The organism is Martelella sp. K41-7, from assembly GCF_055808365.1.
This window is the reverse complement of sequence record NZ_CM147867.1, coordinates 3907143-3924691: the sequence shown is the minus strand read 5'-3', so window position 1 is coordinate 3924691 and position 17549 is coordinate 3907143. Positions and strand designations below refer to the sequence as shown.

Here is a 17549-nt window from a genome sequence, read left to right as displayed (position 1 = left end):
CTCATCCCCCGGCCATATCTTGACCCCTGCCACGCCTTGCCCTCAGGGGCTGGCTGCCAGCTACGGTACCAGTTTATAGCCGCCGTTTTCGGTTACCAGAATGCACGCATTCGACGGATCTTCCTCAATCTTCTGGCGCAGCCTGTAGACATGGGTTTCAAGTGTATGGGTCGTGACACCTGAATTATAACCCCAGACCTCTTCCAGAAGCATGTCGCGGGTTACCACTTTCTGGCCCGCGCGGTAAAGATAGCGGATGATCGCCGCTTCCTTCTCGGTGAGCCGGATCTTCTTGCCGCCATCGCCGGTAAACAGCTTCTGTCCCGGTTTGAACACGTAAGGGCCGACGTTGAAGGTGGCATCCTCGCTCTGCTCATGCTGGCGCAACTGCGCACGCACGCGGGCAAGCAGCACGGCAAACCGGAACGGCTTGGTGACATAGTCGTTGGCGCCGGCTTCCAGCCCCAGGATCGTGTCGCTGTCGGTATCGTGGCCCGTCAGCATGATGATCGGCGCCTTGTAGCCGTTCTTGCGGGCCATCTTTACCGCTTCGCGCCCATCCATGTCCGGAAGCCCGACATCCATGATCAAGAGGTCAACCTGCTCTTCCCTGAGCATCTTCAGTGAGCGCGCCGCACAGTCGGCTGAAAGGATGGCGAATTCGTCGTAAAGCTCAAGCTGCTCGACAAGCGTCTCACGCAGATCCTGATCGTCATCGACCAGAAGTATCGTCCTTTCCGTCATGCACTCGGCCCTCTCATGTCATTGCCCACCATTATATCCTCCTGCATGGCATTGCCCGCAAAAACGCCATTGCGACGGGCAACCGCCGGGCGTAATGCTATGAAACTATATGATTTCACGCACAAAGCAAAAAAACGTGAAGAAAGCCACCGCCACCCGACGCAAGAGGCCCGCGACCATTGTCGTTCGTCGCGCACCGGGCTCCCGCCACCGTGCGTTGCTTCGCTGCGGCCCGCTCTGTTTTCCCGCCGCTATTGGCCGGAGCGGCATCTCGGCAATGAAGCGGGAAGGTGATGGCGCTACTCCACTTGCCATGATGAAGGTGACCGGCGGGCTTGCCCGCCGCCGCATCCCGATCCTGCCCGAAACCCCGCTTCGCCTTCGCCGGATCGGCCCGAATGACGGCTGGTGCGACGCACCCTCGGACCCGAACTACAATCGACCCGTCCGCCTGCCCTACGCCCCCAGTCACGAGAAGCTCACGCGCGACGACGGCATCTACGACATCATCATTATTCTTGACTGGAACATGCGGTGTCGGGCGCGGGAAAAGGGCTCGGCGGTGTTCTTTCATCTTGCCCGACCGGGTTTTCTCCCGACCGCCGGCTGCGTCGCCATCGCTCCGTCCGCCATGCGCGTTCTGCTCCCACACCTGAGGCGCGGCACACGGCTTGTGGTGTTACGCTGAAGCTTAGCCGTTCGGCGTTGTTTCCGGCGAGCTGGCCGCTTGCCGAATACGCTCAGCATCGCTGACAGGTGGGTCGCCGCCGGGCGGCGCAACATCGGCATTCGGATTTGCCGCTTCCCTGGCCATGCCGGAAGCCTCCAGCACCCATTCACGCCAGATCGCCACGATCAGTGCCATCAGCACCGGTCCGACGAACAGACCGATCAGCCCCATCGTCTTCACACCGCCGATAAGGCCGAAAAAGGTCGGCAGGAACGGCAGCTTGATCGGCCCGCCAACAAGGCGCGGTCTCAACGTCTTGTCGACAATGAAGAGCTCGATCGTGCCCCAGGCGAGAAGCGCAATGCCGTGAACAGGGGTTCCTCGCGCAATCAGGTAACCGGAAATCAGCGTGAATGTGAGCGGCGCGCCGCCAGGCACCATCGCCATAACCGCGGTCAACAGCCCGAAGGACACGAAATTCGGAACGCCGGCGAAATAATAGGCGGTTCCGAGCACGATACCCTCGCCCATGGCGATCAGCGTCATGCCGGTGACGGTTGACGAGATCGTTGCCGGAACCACCCGCGATATTCTGTACCAGCGATCGGGAAACAGCCGTTCGCCGATCATGTCGAGCTGGCTGGCGAACTTGTCGCCGTCCTTGTAGAGGAAGAACAAGGCGATCAACATGAACAAAGCCGACAGAACCAACCCGAAAACCCGTCCGCTGACAAACAGCGCCGTGCGGTAGATGCTGCCGATATTCTCGCCGCTGACGGCCTGGATCAACTGGCCGATATCGCCTGGCTGACCGAGATAGTCGCGCCATTGCTCGCCAATCCATTCACCGATCACCGGCAGGTTGAAGATCCAGTCCGGCACCGGCGCGCCGACACGGTTCGCCTCGGCGGCCCACGAGATCCAGGCCTCCAGTTCGTGCGACATGTAGATCACAGCAAACACAATCGGCAGGATCAGAAACAGCAGGATCAACAAGATGGCGATGGTGGCCGACAGCGCGCGTCGGTCGCCGAGCCTGCGGTTCAGATCCTGAAAAACCGGCTGCGAGGCAAAGGCGATGATGAGAGCCGCCAGCACCGGCACCAGAAAACCGTGAAAGAAATAGACGGCAGCAAGCGCCACGCCAAGAAGCAGCCAGCGGGCGGCGGTGACCGACGGGATCAGCGGCGCGCGTCCTGCGGCAGCCTGGCCGATCCAGCGTTGCATTTTGTGGTCCTTGTGCGGTGCTTCCGGCATTATTGCTTTCGCTTTCACGATGAGTGACGACCGGCTGTCAAATAACGCGGCGTCCTATTTACGGTACTCCAGGCCATGCATTCAAGTGCCCGCAAGCGGGCTCTCGAATGCAAGACCGGAGAGGATATCAAGCGCTTCCCTGCGGGTGGCGCGATCAGCATCGCGATCTTCGCGGACTGAGATCCGGGAGAGTTCGGCAATATAATCTTCAGGCAGCGCGTGTTCGCGCGCGCCGGCGGTGACGAGGCCCAGATACCAGTCGAAGGGCCGAAGCGTGGGATCGCGGAAAGCAGGCGGCGCCATATAGGTAAAGGCTGAAACCGGGCGCCCGTCCGGGAGCGCATGGATGGTGCAATCGTCCAGACGGTCATAGCCCTTGCCGCACCCTTCGAAGCCGTCGAGCAGGCCGCAGTCTCCGGGTACAAGTGCGAACAGAACGCCGAAAACGCGCGCACCCGCCTGCGGCACGATCGTCGCCTTGCCGGATCCGTCGCGTCCCGGCTTGGCGAAATCGAGCGTGTGATCTTCAAGGAAAGCGCGCCCGAGCGGGCGCGCGGATGGACAACGGCGCAAGAGCCGTTCTGTCAGCATATTGGAACCATAGGCGAAATAATGGAGCCCTGCCGGCATCAGCCTTCCAGTTCCTCCCTGAGCACTTCCAGTTCCAGCCATTCCTCTTCCTTGGCCGCAAGGTTCGTCCGCAGACCTTCCAGCTTTCCGGCCAGTTTGCCGAAGCCATCGGGATCGCGCTGGAAGAAAGACGGGTCGGCCATTTTTTTCTCCAACGCCGCAATCTCGGCCTCGATCTTCTCCATATCCTTCGGCAGATTTTCGAGCGCGAATTTCTGCTTGTAGGAAAGCTTGCCCTTGTTCTTTGCCGGCCGGTCACTCGACCCCTTCTCGTCCTGCGCGGCCTGTTTCTCCCGCTTCTCGGCTGCCTTTGCTTCCGCAGCCGCCCCTTTTCGCTGGGCCAGCATGTCGGAATAACCACCGGCATATTCGAGCCATGCGCCGTCGGGCGCCAGCGGATTGGCCGGTGCAATCGTCGAACTCACGGTGCGGTCGAGAAAATCACGATCATGCGAAACCAGAATGACACTGCCCTTGAAACCGGCAACGATCTCCTGCAGCAGATCAAGTGTCTCGATATCGAGATCGTTGGTCGGCTCATCAAGGATCAGCAGGTTCGATGGCCGCGCCATAATGCGCGCCAGCATCAGCCGGGCGCGTTCACCACCGGAGAGGTTGCGGATCGGGGTGCGCGCCTGTTCGGGCTGGAACAGGAAATCCTTCATATAGCCGGTCACATGGCGCTGTTCGCCGTTGACCAGCAGCGTATCACCACGCCCGTCGGTCAGATAATGCGCCAGCGTGTCGTCGGGATCGAGATCCTCGCGCTTCTGGTCGATGACGGCGATCTCAAGATTGACGCCAAGCCTGACGAAACCGCTGTCGGGCGCAAGCACGCCTGTCAGAAGTTTCAGAAGCGTGGTCTTGCCCGCGCCATTCGGCCCGACAAGGCCGATGCGATCACCACGGGCGACCCTCAGCGAAAACGGCTTGACGATCTCGCGCGTGCCGAAGGATTTGGTGATGCCTTCGGCCTCGATCACGAGCTTGCCGGAATCCTTCGCCTCAGTGACGGTGGCATCGACTGTGCCCTGCGGCCCGCGATGGCCGCGATGGCGCGCGCGCATGTCATGCAGATCGCCAAGACGGCGCATGTTGCGCTTGCGCCTTGCGGTGACGCCGTAGCGCAGCCAGTGTTCCTCGCGCACGATGGCGCGCGCCAGCTTGTGCTGCTCGGCCTCTTCCTCTTCCAGCACCTTGTCGCGCCACTCTTCGAAAGCAGCAAAGCCCTGCTCCATCCGCCGCGCCGTGCCGCGATCGAGCCAGACGGTGGCCGTCGAGATATTTTCGAGAAACCGCCGGTCATGCGAGATCAGCACCAGCGCCGAACGTGTGCCCGCCAGTTCGCCTTCGAGCCATTCGATGGTGTTGAGATCGAGGTGGTTGGTGGGCTCGTCGAGCAGCAGGATATCGGGCTCGGGTGCGAGAACGCGGGCAAGAGCGGCGCGGCGCGCCTCACCGCCGGAAAGCGTATTCGGGTCGGCCTTCGGGTCGACGCCCAGATGCTCCATCATGTAATCAGCGCGGTAGTGCTCATCACCGGGCGCAAGCCCTGCAGCCACATAGGCGTCCACCGTTGCATAGCCGTCGAAATCCGGTGCCTGCTCAAGATAGCGCACCGTGACCGAAGGGTGGCGGAAGATCTCGCCGGACTGCGGCTCCACAAGGCCGGCGGCGATCTTCAGAAGCGTCGATTTGCCGGAGCCGTTGCGCCCGACAAGGCAGATCCGGTCACCCGGCTCCACCTGCAGACCAGCACCCGACAGCAACGGCGTGCCGCCAAAACTCAAATGGATGTCGTCAAGCTTCAATATCGGAGGCGCCATGCCTCAAACTCCCGAAAAATCATGAGGGCGGAAAATGACAATGCCGCGGCCGCTTTTCAACCCGAAGCGAACCGGTCCGTCATCCGTTCCGGCCTTGTTGGAAACCGTGCGCGGCAACCCGAACGGCGCTTCGAAAGCCTCCAGTGGATAACCGGCATTGGTAATCGAAAGACCGTGAAGGTCAGAGAAGCCAAGCACCGAGAACAGCGCGCCGGCGGGCATGTCGATATCGGTCGCGCCGGGCAGCAACGGCCGAGCCTCCTCCTCGCCCGACGTCAGAACAATATCGTGACCGGCCTCAGCCATTCGCACGGCAAGCATCATGTTCATCATCCCGTGGTCGGTGCGTTCGCCCTGAAGCGCTCCGGCCATGATGATCCGCTTTGCGCCACGGGCCAGCGCCTCTTCGATCGCAATGGCCCCATCCGTTGCATTCTTCGCCGGCGGAAAATCCTTGCGCTCAATGTCGGGATAGCGCGCCAGCAGGTCGGCATCTGTGGAATCGAAGTCGCCGACCCAGACTTCCGGCACGACACCCAATGCTTCGGCGTGGACCATGCCGCCATCGGCGGCGACCACACGGGTATCGGCGACCATTCGCCTGACACGGTCGTCCACGACCAGTGCGCCGCCCAGGAGAAGGGTGAAGGTTTCAGATTGTTTCATGCGCTAAGGCCATAGCGAATGTCACGGCCAAACAAAAGCATATTCGGGCAAGGCGGCATCGGTTTCAGCCGGCCGAGCGGGCCTTCGGCGCTTCGACAGGTTGAGGCTCTTCTTCGGCGGCATGTTCGCGAATGTAATCTTCGATGCCGCAGACGAAACGCTCATAAAGCCTGGAAAACCGGTCGATATCCTCCGGCTCCCAGCTTTCGGTGACGCTTTCAAGCAGTGTCCGCTTGACCGCATGGATTTCGTTGAGAAGCTTGGCGCCCTTTTTGGTGATCACCAGGATCGAACGACGGGCATCGCTCTGGCATACCCGCCGCTCCAGAACGTCTTGGGTCACAAGTTCGGCCACGATACGACTGGCGCGCGAAGGATCAATCCGCATGCCTTCTGCAACCGCGCCGATGGTGGCCTTGCCGGGCGACTCGACGCGGGAAACGACATCAAGCACATCGAGATGGGTGATTTCCAGTGCCGGCGCCACCCGGGCAATGGCAAGCCGCCCGAGAATACGGCGACGGGTCATCAGCCGATTGCGGGTCATCGCCCCGGAGATCCGTTCGATACCCTCGTTTTCGAGGTTTTCATGTGCTTGGGTTTTCTTGGTCATCATGCCTTTTTCTATAACAGATTCCGCGCGAACTCAAAATATGCTAAAGTCATTTTTATGCTATTGACATATAATCGCCATTATCACATATTTGCATAATGACAATAAATCCGCCCTCCGCGCACCAGCCCTTTATATCGCTGGTCGAGCATCCGCGTCTGCGCATTGTCGCCTTCCTCTTCCTCCTGATGGCGATGTTCCTGGCAACACTCGACAACCAGATTGTATCGACGGCGCTGCCGACCATTGTCGGCGAGTTTGGCGCAATCGAACGTTTTGGCTGGGTGGCATCCGCCTATCTGCTCGCCTCATGCGCCGTGATGCCACTTTATGGCAAGCTTGGCGATCTTATCGGGCGGAAATATGTGCTTATGACGGCAATCGTCATATTCCTGATCGGTTCGCTGACCTGCGGTCTTGCTGTTTCGATGAACACGCTGATTGCCGCGCGCGCGTTGCAGGGCCTCGGCGGCGGCGGGCTGATGGTCTCGATCTTTTCGCTCAATGCCGATCTGTTTTCGCCGCGCGAGCGGCCGAAATACCAGAGCTATGCCAGCCTTGTGATCATGACCTCCGGCGCGCTCGGCCCGATGCTTGGCGGCACGATGACAGCTGCCTTCGGCTGGCGCTCGATTTTTCTCATCAACCTGCCGCTTGCCATTGTCGTATTGTGCGGCGTGTTCTTTATCGTGCCGCACCGCAAGCCCGACCGGCAGCCGAAAATCGATTTCGCCGGTGCGATCCTTCTGGCGGTTACGGTCACGGCAATCGTACTGTGGAGCGATTCGAGTGAGATCTTCGGCTCACTGTTTGCGGCTCCGAGCCTTGGTGTGGTGGCAGTCGCTGTTGTTTGCGGCTTTGCGTGGGTGCTAGCAGAACGCCGCGCGCCGGAGCCGATCATTCCCCTTTCGCTGCTTGCCAACAAGACCGTTGCTCTGCTCATTCTGGTCTCGGTCACCAGTGGTGCCGTTGCCATCGGCATGGTCAATTTCCTCGCGCTCTACCTGCAGACGGTCTACGGCCTGTCACCAACCGCTGCCGGGCTGTTCTTCATCCCGATCACGTCTGGCATCGTCATCGGCTCGATCAGCAGCGGGCGGCTGATGTCGATCACCGGGCGCTACAAGCCCTATGCCATCATAGGCCTTGCGCTTTCCACACTCTGCTTCACGCTGCTTGCACTTTTCAGCGGAGATGCGCCGCTTGCCGTCGTCGCCATAATCATGGGAACGCAGGGGATCAGCATCGGACTGGGCCAGCAGGTGCCGGTGCTGGGTGTGCAGAATGCGGCGCTCGGCGGCGATGTCGGGGCGGCCACCGGTACGGTCACGCTTTCACGCATGATCGGCGCGGCGACCGCAATTTCGATCTATGGCGCGCTGCTCGCCCATGGCCTCAACAACGCGCCCTCAATCCCAGGCGCCGGGTCACTGACAGACCTGACGCCAACAGCGATCTCAGGCCTGACGGGAACGGCGCACCAGGCAGCACTTGCCGGCTATGCAGAAACCTTCATCATGATCTTCGCCTTCGCCGCCTTCGTTGCCCTTACCGGCTTGATCGCTGCGATTTCACTGAAGCCGATAAAGCTCGGCATGCATCCCCCGGGGCCGGACACCTCCCCTGACGCCCTCAGGGCGCCGGCCTGAGCGGATATCTTACCGATTGGTTTTTCCAGGTGGCGTGACGACGAGACTGTTGATGGGATTGGCGCGATCGTCAACGCGCACGTCCTGCGGCAAGGCCAACCGCCCTGCGCGCTGGAGCCCGTAACGGGCGGCGAAATACTGCACCACGAGTCCGACGGAAAGCAGGACCGTGTCTTCCAGAATACCGGTTGGTTGGATCGTTCGCAGGATCTGCAGGCTGAAGGCGATCAGCGAGCCGGTGACAAAGGTGACCAGGCTTGCCCGTCCCATCATATTGAGTGGATGGAATACCGTGCTTTCCAGCAAGCGACGGAAACCGGGCAGGTATATAACGATATAGGCCAGTGCGAGAATATGGGCGATACGCGGTAAGCCCAGTGTCTCCTTGCTGGTATCGGCGATCACGGCGGGCGTTATCAACTCCGGCCATGGAAACGAGTAGTTTCCGGTCAAACGCCACCAAACCGCATAGACGACGAAAGCAACAGCCGCTGCATAGAGCACGGGTGAAAACGGTACCAGTCTGTCGCCCCGGCGTGCGGCAATGCCGATAGCAAGGCCGATGGCAAAAAGCAGGAGCCAGCAGAAGGGATTGAAATACCAGGCCCAGTCGCCGGGATAGGCCGGCATTCTGAGTTCACTCCAGCGTCCTGCGAGCCAGATCGCCGCCGAGACCGAAAGCATCAGCGCAATACTACGGCCACCGAGCCACAACAATCCCGGCACCGCTGCAAACAGCACAACATAAAGCGGCAGAATGTTGAAATAGCTGAGCTGATAGGTCATCGTGAAAAGCCCGATGGCCGTTGCGAACGGCGCGCGCCAGACCCAATCGACACCATTCATCTCACCGAATTCCATCAGGCCGAAGGCAAATACCGCCGGAACGGTGATCGCAAGAGCAACAACGGTGGACAGCACATGAGCGCCGTAGATTGTCAGGGCGCGTTTCCAGATCACCAATGCGGTGGAGCGCATTGCGCCGGCAAAACGGTGGCTGTAGGCCAGTGCCGCCGAGATGCCGGAGATCAGCACAAAGGCCTCGGCGGCATCGGAAAAGCCGATCATCCGGATTGTGTAGAACGAATAGAGGTTTTCGGGCACATGATCGATGAAAATCATGATCAGAGCCAGACCTCTCAACACGTCAAGACGCGGATCACGCCGGCTCTTCCCCGACAATGTTTGCGCTGCGACGCGCGCTCCCCCATGCTCCAACGGCGTTATCCTTGCGCGGCCGAATATGCGGGCTCAGCCTTGTCCGTCTGCGGATTTTCCGCAAATTCCTCTGTTTCCTCGTCTGCGTCCGCCATCGGGTGCCAGCGCTCCAGAACGGCATCTCTGGCGCACATGACCGCCGGACGTTCGCGCTCTTCCGGTGTTTGCAGCAGCCCGCAGCGCGCGGCGATACGCCCGCTTGCCGGAACAGAGCTTGCCATTATCAGCAGTGGCGACAATATCTGCGGCACGGCGATCGGCGTCAGCCAGTAAAACAGGGCCGGCGCAAGCACCCATGCGCCCGCCAGCATGACAAAACCGCTCAGGACAATCCACCAACTGGCCCTGAATGCTTCTGCAAGGCGGATCGTGTGCCCCTCACGGTCGGAAGAAGGCCAGCCGCCATCCATGCCGAAAAGAATCTGCAGCACAGACCGGCTTTGATACATCAGGGTTATCGGTGCCAGTATCGACGACCATATGATTTCGGCGAGCGTGGAGAAAAATACGGCAAGGAACCCGCCGAAACGGCGAGCCTCACCCGTAATGCCGGAGCGCAGTGCGATCAGCAGTTTCGGCCCGATCAGCAGACCGCCCACGCCGACGAGAAGGGTCACGGCCAGCGCGGTTTCGGCACGGGGGAAAATCGCCGGCAGATAGGGGCTCGGGAAATAGTCGGGGGCAGGCGCAAACAGCGGCGCAACGATCGAAGCGGCGATGAACGCCATCCACAGGGGCGAACTGGCATAGGCCATGACGCCCTGAAGAAACGTGAAACGGTTCCACATACGCAGCCCCGGCGCCGCCAGCAGCCGAATATGCTGAAGATTGCCCTGGCACCAGCGGCGGTCGCGCTTGGCGTAATCGATCACGTTTTGAGGGCCTTCCTCGTAAGAACCCTCCAGATCGGAATCGACCCGGACGATCCAGCCCTTGCGTGCCAAAAGCGCGGCCTCAACATAGTCATGGCTGAGGATATGGCCGCCGAACGGCGGCGCGCCGGTCAACGCCGGAAGCCCGCAGCTTTCGGCGAAGGCGGTTGTGCGCACCATCGCATTGTGCCCCCAGAACGGCCCTTCCTGTCCCTGCATACGCGCCAGCCCCTTGGTAAAGATCGGCGAGAACAGGCCTGCGGAAAACTGCAATGCACGGGCAAACCATGAGCGCGCCGCCACAATCTTCGGCAACGTCTGGAGAAGGCCCAATCTGGGTTCGGCTTCCATCCGGCGCAGCATCTCGACAATGGTCTCGCCTTCCATGAGGCTGTCGGCGTCAAGGATCAACATATAGGGGTAGCGGCCGCCGTGGCGCCGCACGAAATCGCCAATATTACCGGCTTTCTTGCCGGAATTATCGCTTCGTCGGCGATAGAAAACCGCGATCGGGGCGGGAACCTCAGCATGCAGACGCAGGAACCATTTCTCCTCCTCCGCGGCCACGTCTGGATCGCGCGTATCGGAGAGGATCGCTATGTCAAACAGCGCGGCATGGGGGGTCAGGGCCAGGCTCTCGGCCATGGCCAGGGCAGACGAGAACGTGGCGCGCGGATCTTCGTTGTAAACCGGAATCAGGATCGCCGCCCGCGCCGACTGTCCACTGTCAGACAGTGAAGAGCGCGGCGGCGTTTTGATTGCAGCACCGAAAAGCCCACCGATCGCAAGAACGGCACCCCATGCAATCCAGGCGGCTGTTGACGCACAAAGAGCGATCCGGGCAAAGTCAACCCAGTCCACGCCATCGGCAAAAAACACATCCATAGCAAGACGCGAGGCGACCATTGCCACCAACGCTGCAAAAAGAATGGAAATGGTTCGCCTGAAAGTGAGCATCACTGCTTCCTGCTTTACCTGCCGAAACCGGTCACACCCCGGAAAATCCCAGGGCCGGGATCAGCCGTGGGCCTAGAAACGCGGCAAACGAATGCGCTGTAAACCGAACACCGGGGCGAGGATCGACATGATCAAGCTCCGGCTGCGGCGGGGCCGCTCGATCAGCTGATCGGGCATGGGAAGCGGCGCTGTGGCCGGGAGAAAACGGCTAAAGTCCGTCTTCGGCTCAGTTTGGTTGATCATCACCTTTTCTCCATTGATAGAGCCAGACCTCACTCAGATCTCGACTGCCGTCTGTCAGTGCCCCCACAAGCTCAACGGGCGCATCGCCTGCAGGGCGCACATCGATTGCCAGCCGCCAGATGCCCTGGCCGCGGATCGTTGACACAGTCGAGTGAACAATCTCTCCATTGGTAACGTGGAGACGTTCCTTCAGTTCCGAACCGGCACCAAAATCATCCAGCGGACCGCCAGCGAAATCGACGACCAGCTTGCGGATATCGTCATCGGTTTGCGTGCCCGAAACACCACCCTCGCCGCTGCGAATATCAACGACGCGGGCCAGGCGCGTACGGTCTTCCTCGATCGAGCCCCATGTCAGCCGATAGCGGAACTCTGCCGAGCCACCCGCCTTCGCCGGAGCCTCGGGCTGCCAGAAGCAAACGATATTGTCGTTGACCTCCTTGTCGGTCGGTATTTCGACAAGCGAAATTGAACCCTTGCCCCAATTGTCGAGCGGCTCGACCAGAAGCGAAGGGCGCCGCTCATAATGGGCTTCGGCATCCTGATAGTCATCAAAGGCGCGGTGGCGCTGATAAAGACCAAAGGCGCGGGGGTCGGCCTCGGTAAAGAACGAATTCGCAAGTTTTTTGGCATTGTGCAGGCTGCGCCACAATTCCGTTCCATCGGCGCGCACGATCTTCAGCCCTTCGCTGTCATGAACGCGTTCCCGGTAGTCATCGAAGGCGTGATGGTTGGCCGGACCGAACAGGAACATCGAAGTCATCGGCGCAACGCCGAGACGGGCGATATCGTTCCGGAAGAACAATCGCGCGGTCACTTCCATGCGGGTATTCTTGCCGGGCGTGATGACGAAACGGTAGGCCCCGGTCACACTCGGGCCGTCAAGTGCTGCAAAAACCGTGATCTCCTGTGTGCTTGAACCCGGCCGGACAATATAGAAGGCCGAGAAGCGCGGAAACTCCTCTCCCTCTCCTGTGGCCGTGTTGACGGCAAGCCCCCGGGCGGACAAGCCATAGAGATTGTCCTGTCCGAGCGCACGGAAGTAGGAGGACCCGAGAAACGAGATCAGTTCGTCACTGACATCAGGGCGGTTCAAAGGATAGTTGATGCGGAACCCGGCCACTCCTGGCAGGCCTATGTTCTTGAACTGCTCCACATCAAGCGGTGCGCGATAGATGAAATCATCGGTCGAAAACACCAGTTTTTCTGCGTCGCCACCGGCAACTTCGTAGATATCGACCGGCGTCTTGAACAGCCAGCCGAGCGCAAATGCCTGTAGCTGGAAATTCGACTGGTCGCGCCATATCGCCTTGTTGGGATCATACCGGATCGCGCGATAATCATCGTAATGGAGGCTGCTGAACGGTTCGGGAATGCTCTGGGCCGGCTCCTGATAGGGTTCGCCGGCTTTAGCCCGCATCTGAGCCGTCAACTTATCGAAGGTAAAGGCGTCGGGCCGCGGTTCCTGAGCCTCGACCGCCACATTCTGGTCCGGAATCTTGCCCGGTTCCACGGCAGCTTCCTGAGCATAGGACCGGCCGCCAAGGCCGGAAATGGTCAGAGCGCCCACCGCCGTGTGCGCCAGAAAGGATCTTCTCTTCATATAAATGCCCGCCGATTAAAAAGACGTTTCCCAAAAGTTTGCATGGCAGCAAAAACGACGCCGCCTCCCGCTGCGATTGCATAAAACACGAAACGCAAGGCACCGCCAGACCCTCCGTATTTCAGGAACAGACGATTTCGAAACGGCGCAACGCCCACACTGTTCCCCTGACACGCAAAAAGACGCAAGCATCTGTGCATCACACGCCCAGCGCGCTTGCGCGCGTATGCAAAAGGGGCTGGAACGCCGCGTTGCATTCCAGCCCCAGTAAAAGGCAGCCATCCAACCAAAGAATGGCAAGATCATGGCATTTTACCGTCTTCGCACTGCAACATTCTCGAATGTCACGCAATCGGCGTCAAGATAGCGGCAGCGCCGCCAACAGCTGTCTTTCGTCAGGCAGCCTTTACAATTTCGACCAGTTCCACGGCGAAATTCAGATCTTGTCCGGCGAGCGGATGATTGGCATCGACGGTGACCTGCTCTTCTTCGACCTTGGTCACGATCAGCGGCACGGTCTCGCCTTCGGGCGTACGAGCCTGAAGCTGCATGCCGGGCTCGACCTCAACCTCGGACGGCATGGCCGAACGCGGCACGACCTGAACCTTCTGCGGGTCATGCGGCCCATAGGCTTCGGTGGAGGGCACCTGGACATCGCGGCTGTCGCCGACATTCATGCCTGCAATCTCGCGGTCAAGTCCCGGGATGATCTGTCCAGCCCCGACGGTGAATTCAAGCGGCTGGCGGCCTTCGGACGAGATCGAAAGTCGAACCATCATTCAGCGTTCCGGTATAGTGAATACGAACGGTGTCCCCGCTCTTTGCTTCTGTCATTTCGTGTGCTCCTTCCTTGAACACTGAGCGCGACAGCACAGCACCGGTCAAAGCCCGGGCCAGCGCCAGCGCGCCGTTTCTCTTTCCTGAAGCGCGGGCCCGATAGCCGGGCGCGCCACAGAGGATTGAGCCGACACACTTTCCTGCATGACGACTGGCGGGCACATCCAGAGATCCGGATGTGCCTCTTACCTAGTGGCTTTCACCTGTATTTTCAAATCAGGGACCGGCTCTTGAATTCCCGATAAGCCCGGGATAGGTGTTGAAGTGCTCTAACGGGGTGCGGAAAACGCCAATGCGTCGTCCGCTGAGAGGCAAGACCAACCCGAAGAACCTGATCCGGCTAACACCGGCGGAGGGATTAGACGCGTGGACGACCCGACGCCCTTTTCCCTTGTTGATTGAGACCGCACCAAGGAGGCGTCATGCCCGGTTATCATCTTCCGATTTCGATTGCAGCGCTGGCTGTGCTGGCCGCAGGCGGCGCGCAGGCCGAAGACAGCAAGGTGCTGACCATCTACACCTATGAAAGCTTCAACACCGAATGGGGCCCGGGTCCGCTGGTCAGCCAGGCTTTCGAGGCCGAATGCGACTGCACCGTCAAATTTGTCGGCGCGGAAGACGGCGTCGCCCTTCTCAACCGGCTGAAACTTGAGGGCCAGTCAAGCCCGGCCGACATTGTGCTCGGGCTCGACAACAATCTGATCCACGAAGCGAAACAGACGGGTCTTTTTGTCGCACCCGGCATTTCCACCGAAAATCTCGACATTCCAGGCGGGTTTGAAGACGACGTGTTCGTGCCCTTCGACTACGGCTATTTCGACATCGTCTATGACAGCGAGAGTATTTCCTCACCGCCGAAAACGCTTGATGAACTGATCAACGGACCGAAAGACGAAAAGATTGTGATCGAGGATCCGCGCACATCGACGCCGGGCCTCGGCATGCTGTTGTGGATGAAGGCGGTTTATGGCGACGCGGCTGCGGAGAAGTGGGAAGTGCTTTCCGACCGTATCCTGACGGTCGCGCCCGGCTGGTCGGAAGCCTACGGCCTGTTCACCAGCGGCGAGGCGCCGATGGTGCTGTCCTACACAACCTCTCCGGCCTATCACCAGATCGCCGAGGAGACAGAGCGCTACAAGGCCATTGATTTCGAAGACGGGCTCTATATCCAGATCGAGGTCGCCGGCATGACGGAGATGGCGGACGACCCGGCGCTTGCAAAATCCTTCCTCGCATTCATACTCACCCCCGGTTTTCAGGATGCGATCCCGACCCACAACTGGATGATGCCGGTTGCCGCCACCTCCGAGCCGCTGCCGGACGCCTTTCTGAACGCGGTAACGCCGGACAAGACGCTGCAGTTTGCCCCTGATGTCGTGGCCGAGAACCGGCGGGCCTGGATTGATGAGTGGCTGAACGCCATGAGCGCGCGGTGAGCGCCTCGGGAAAACGATCTTGTATTTGACCACGGCAGAGTTCCGCCGGAGCTTTTACGCCGGCATCCTTTCGTTGGCCGCCGTCATCGGCTTCATCGCCGTTGCGGTTTTCGCGCTGTCCGGTTTCGGCCGGCTTGCCGATGCCGCGCATGTTTTGAACGAGCCCTATGTCTGGCGCATCCTGCGCTTCACGCTCTACCAGGCATTTCTGTCCACATTGTTTTCTGTGGTTTTCGCCATACCCGTGGCACTCGCCATGGCACGGCGGCCGCATTTTCCCGGCCGGATCTGGATCGTCAGGCTGATGGCCGTACCGCTCGGACTTCCGGTGCTGATCGGCGCGCTCGGCATTATCGGCATCTGGGGACGTCAGGGCCTGTTCAACGATACGCTGGCTTTGGCAGAACTCGGCCGCCCGCTGCAGATCTACGGGCTGCAGGGCATCTTGATTGCGCATGTCTATTTCAACCTGCCGCTGGCCGCCCGCCTGTTTCTGGCAGGGCTCGAACGCGTGCCGCAGGAATATTTCAAGACGGCCGCAATGCTGTCGATGCCGCAGCGCACCGTTTTCCGCTTCGTGGAATGGCCTGTGATCGCGCCACTCATCCCGGGCGTTGCCGGCCTCGTCTTCATGCTGTGCGCCACCTCGTTCACGCTGGTGCTGATCCTTGGTGGCGGCCCGGCGGCAACCACGATCGAGGTTGCGATCTATCAGGCGCTTCGGTTTGATTTCGACCCGGCCCGCGCCGTTGCCCTTTCGGGTATCCAGATTTTCGTGACGGCGCTGGTGCTTGCCGCCCTCGCCTTGCTGCCACGGGCAGGCGATCCCGGCATCAGCGCAAGCAGCGACCTCAATCGCCGGCCCGACGCCGCCCACCGCCTGTCGCGCGGGGTCGATGCCATGCTGATTGCGCTTTTCGTCGTTTGGCTGATCCTGCCGCTGGCGGTTATCGTCATGAAAGGCGTCAGCGCCGACCTTCTCGGATTGCTCACCGAGCCGGTGTTTCTGCGGGCGACGGCCACCAGTCTTTCGATCGCCTTTTCGGCAGCACTGGTATCGCTTGCCGTCGCATTCTCCTTCATCAGCGCCACCCATACGATCAATACGCTGAAACAGCCGGGTGCATTTGAACGCGGGGCTGCCGGTTCGATGTCAGCGATGGGCTCGCTTGTGCTTCTGGTGCCGCCGATCGTCCTTGGAACCGGCTGGTTCCTGCTGCTGCGGCCCTATGGTCTGTCCGATGCCGCCGCACCCGCAATCGTTGCCGGAATCAACGCGCTGATGGCGCTTCCCTTCGTGCTTCGCGTGCTGCAGCCTGCGGTCTCCGTCCACCGCGCCCGCACAGCGCGTCTTTCCGCCAGCCTCGGCCTCACCGGATTTGCCCGGTTGCGCATTATCGACTGGCCGGGTCTGAGAAAACCGGTGCTGACGGCACTGTCCTTTGCCATGGCGCTCTCGCTCGGCGATCTCGGCGCTGTCGCACTTTTCGGCGGCGACCAGCTGACGACCCTTCCCTGGCTGCTGTACAGCCGGCTTGGCAGTTATCGTACAGAGGATGCCAACGGCCTTGCGCTGATCCTCGGCGCGCTCTGTCTTGTGATCATGATTGCCGGCACCCGCACACCGGCGGCAAGAACCTGAACAGAGGAGCAAACGTGGCACAATCCCCCGCCATCACCATGGACGGTGCAGCGCTCAAACTCGGCGGCAGGGATTTCCTGTTCAGCGGCGAGATTACCGGTGGCCGCGTGACGGCGGTGACCGGCCGCTCCGGATCCGGCAAATCCACATTGTTGAACCTGATCGCCGGGTTCGAAAAACCCGACAGCGGCCGTGTGCTGATCGGCGGGCATGTGATGAACCATCTCCATGTGGCCAGACGCCCGGTCACCGTCGTGTTTCAGGACAATAATCTTTTCGCCCATCTCGACATCTTCACCAATACCGCGCTCGGCCTGGATGCGGCGCTCCGGCTTGATGACAACGGGCGGAAGCGGATCAGGGAAGCGCTGGCGCGCGTTGGCCTCAAAGGCTTTGAAAAACGAATGCCCGGGTCGCTTTCCGGCGGCGAACGCCAGCGTGCCGCCTTTGCCCGGGCGCTGGTGCGCAACCGCCCGGTTCTGCTGCTTGACGAGCCGTTTGCAGCGCTCGACCCGGAAATGCGCGGAGAAATGGGCGCACTGCTGCTTGAATTGCATGGCGAAACCGGCAATACCGTCGTCATTGTCTCGCATGAGCCGGGCGAGGTGGAGGCGATCGCCGATCACCGCATGGTCATCGAAAACGATGCGATTTCCGCGCGCTATTGACCGTTGCGACTGTGAACG

General features: G+C 60.5%; 13 protein-coding genes, 2 pseudogenes and 1 riboswitch. Of the genes and pseudogenes, 5 read left to right on the top strand and 10 right to left on the bottom strand.

All coding sequences use genetic code 11. The features are described from left to right. Positions 1 to 60: 60 nt before the first annotated feature. Positions 61 to 744: a response regulator transcription factor gene (locus AC0L7L_RS18625; RefSeq protein WP_272213579.1), complete on the bottom strand. Its 684-nt coding sequence runs from the start codon at positions 742 to 744 to the stop codon at positions 61 to 63. Positions 745 to 853: 109 nt separating this feature from the next. Here AC0L7L_RS18625 and AC0L7L_RS18620 point away from each other — a divergent pair, with 109 nt between their 5' ends. Next, positions 854 to 1432: a L,D-transpeptidase family protein gene (locus AC0L7L_RS18620; RefSeq protein WP_473510621.1), complete on the top strand. Its 579-nt coding sequence runs from the start codon at positions 854 to 856 to the stop codon at positions 1430 to 1432. 3 nt (positions 1433 to 1435) lie between these two features. Here the strand turns inward: AC0L7L_RS18620 and AC0L7L_RS18615 are convergent, their stop codons facing one another. The 5 genes from AC0L7L_RS18615 to AC0L7L_RS18595 all read right to left on the bottom strand — a co-directional run bounded on the left by AC0L7L_RS18615 (position 1436) and on the right by AC0L7L_RS18595 (position 6406). Further along, complete coding sequence (locus tag AC0L7L_RS18615) at positions 1436 to 2671, bottom strand: AI-2E family transporter (RefSeq protein ID WP_473510619.1); 1236 nt, start codon at positions 2669 to 2671, stop codon at positions 1436 to 1438. 81 nt (positions 2672 to 2752) lie between these two features. Then, on the bottom strand, positions 2753 to 3301 hold the full coding sequence (locus AC0L7L_RS18610) for a gamma-glutamylcyclotransferase family protein (RefSeq protein WP_473510617.1): 549 nt from the start codon (positions 3299 to 3301) through the stop codon (positions 2753 to 2755). Further along, on the bottom strand, positions 3301 to 5127 hold the full coding sequence (locus tag AC0L7L_RS18605) for an ABC-F family ATP-binding cassette domain-containing protein (RefSeq protein ID WP_473510615.1): 1827 nt from the start codon (positions 5125 to 5127) through the stop codon (positions 3301 to 3303). The genes AC0L7L_RS18610 and AC0L7L_RS18605 overlap by 1 nt, the downstream gene beginning before the upstream one ends. A gap of 3 nt (positions 5128 to 5130) precedes the next feature. Continuing rightward, entirely contained in the window at positions 5131 to 5793 is a 663-nt protein-coding gene (locus AC0L7L_RS18600) for a thiamine diphosphokinase (RefSeq protein WP_272213575.1), read from the bottom strand. A 64-nt stretch (positions 5794 to 5857) separates the two neighbouring features. Continuing rightward, positions 5858 to 6406 carry a MarR family winged helix-turn-helix transcriptional regulator gene (locus AC0L7L_RS18595; protein WP_473510613.1) on the bottom strand — a complete coding sequence of 183 codons (549 nt, stop codon included), beginning with the start codon at positions 6404 to 6406 and terminating at the stop codon, positions 5858 to 5860. Between the two features lie 98 nt (positions 6407 to 6504). Here AC0L7L_RS18595 and AC0L7L_RS18590 point away from each other — a divergent pair, with 98 nt between their 5' ends. Beyond that, positions 6505 to 8055: an MDR family MFS transporter gene (locus AC0L7L_RS18590; protein ID WP_473510611.1), complete on the top strand. Its 1551-nt coding sequence runs from the start codon at positions 6505 to 6507 to the stop codon at positions 8053 to 8055. A 9-nt stretch (positions 8056 to 8064) separates the two neighbouring features. On the opposite strand, the gene AC0L7L_RS18585 is transcribed toward AC0L7L_RS18590, so the two are convergent. The 4 genes and pseudogenes from AC0L7L_RS18585 to AC0L7L_RS18570 form a co-directional block, all read right to left on the bottom strand. After that, positions 8065 to 9237: an OpgC family protein gene (locus AC0L7L_RS18585; RefSeq protein WP_473514012.1), complete on the bottom strand. Its 1173-nt coding sequence runs from the start codon at positions 9235 to 9237 to the stop codon at positions 8065 to 8067. Between the two features lie 41 nt (positions 9238 to 9278). Next, a pseudogene (mdoH, locus tag AC0L7L_RS18580) lies at positions 9279 to 11111 on the bottom strand (glucans biosynthesis glucosyltransferase MdoH); the annotation flags it as partial. Positions 11112 to 11328: 217 nt separating this feature from the next. Next, positions 11329 to 12948, bottom strand: coding sequence for an OpgD/OpgG family glucan biosynthesis protein (locus tag AC0L7L_RS18575; protein WP_473510609.1), 1620 nt, complete (start codon positions 12946 to 12948; stop codon positions 11329 to 11331). Positions 12949 to 13343: 395 nt separating this feature from the next. Continuing rightward, positions 13344 to 13782, bottom strand: a pseudogene (locus AC0L7L_RS18570) (FKBP-type peptidyl-prolyl cis-trans isomerase). Positions 13783 to 14048: 266 nt separating this feature from the next. After that, positions 14049 to 14160, top strand: a riboswitch (TPP riboswitch). 47 nt (positions 14161 to 14207) lie between these two features. Here AC0L7L_RS18570 and thiB point away from each other — a divergent pair. The 3 genes from thiB to AC0L7L_RS18555 are packed head-to-tail and all read left to right on the top strand — an operon-like array spanning position 14208 to position 17531. Next, positions 14208 to 15221, top strand: a complete 1014-nt coding sequence (gene thiB, locus AC0L7L_RS18565; RefSeq protein WP_473510606.1) for a thiamine ABC transporter substrate binding subunit — start codon at positions 14208 to 14210, stop codon at positions 15219 to 15221. A 19-nt stretch (positions 15222 to 15240) separates the two neighbouring features. Further along, positions 15241 to 16863, top strand: a complete 1623-nt coding sequence (gene thiP, locus AC0L7L_RS18560; protein ID WP_473510603.1) for a thiamine/thiamine pyrophosphate ABC transporter permease — start codon at positions 15241 to 15243, stop codon at positions 16861 to 16863. A gap of 14 nt (positions 16864 to 16877) precedes the next feature. Further along, the gene (locus AC0L7L_RS18555) at positions 16878 to 17531 is read left to right on the top strand and encodes a thiamine ABC transporter ATP-binding protein (protein ID WP_473510600.1); all 654 of its coding nucleotides are present in this window, start codon (positions 16878 to 16880) and stop codon (positions 17529 to 17531) included. Positions 17532 to 17549 lie beyond the last annotated feature (18 nt).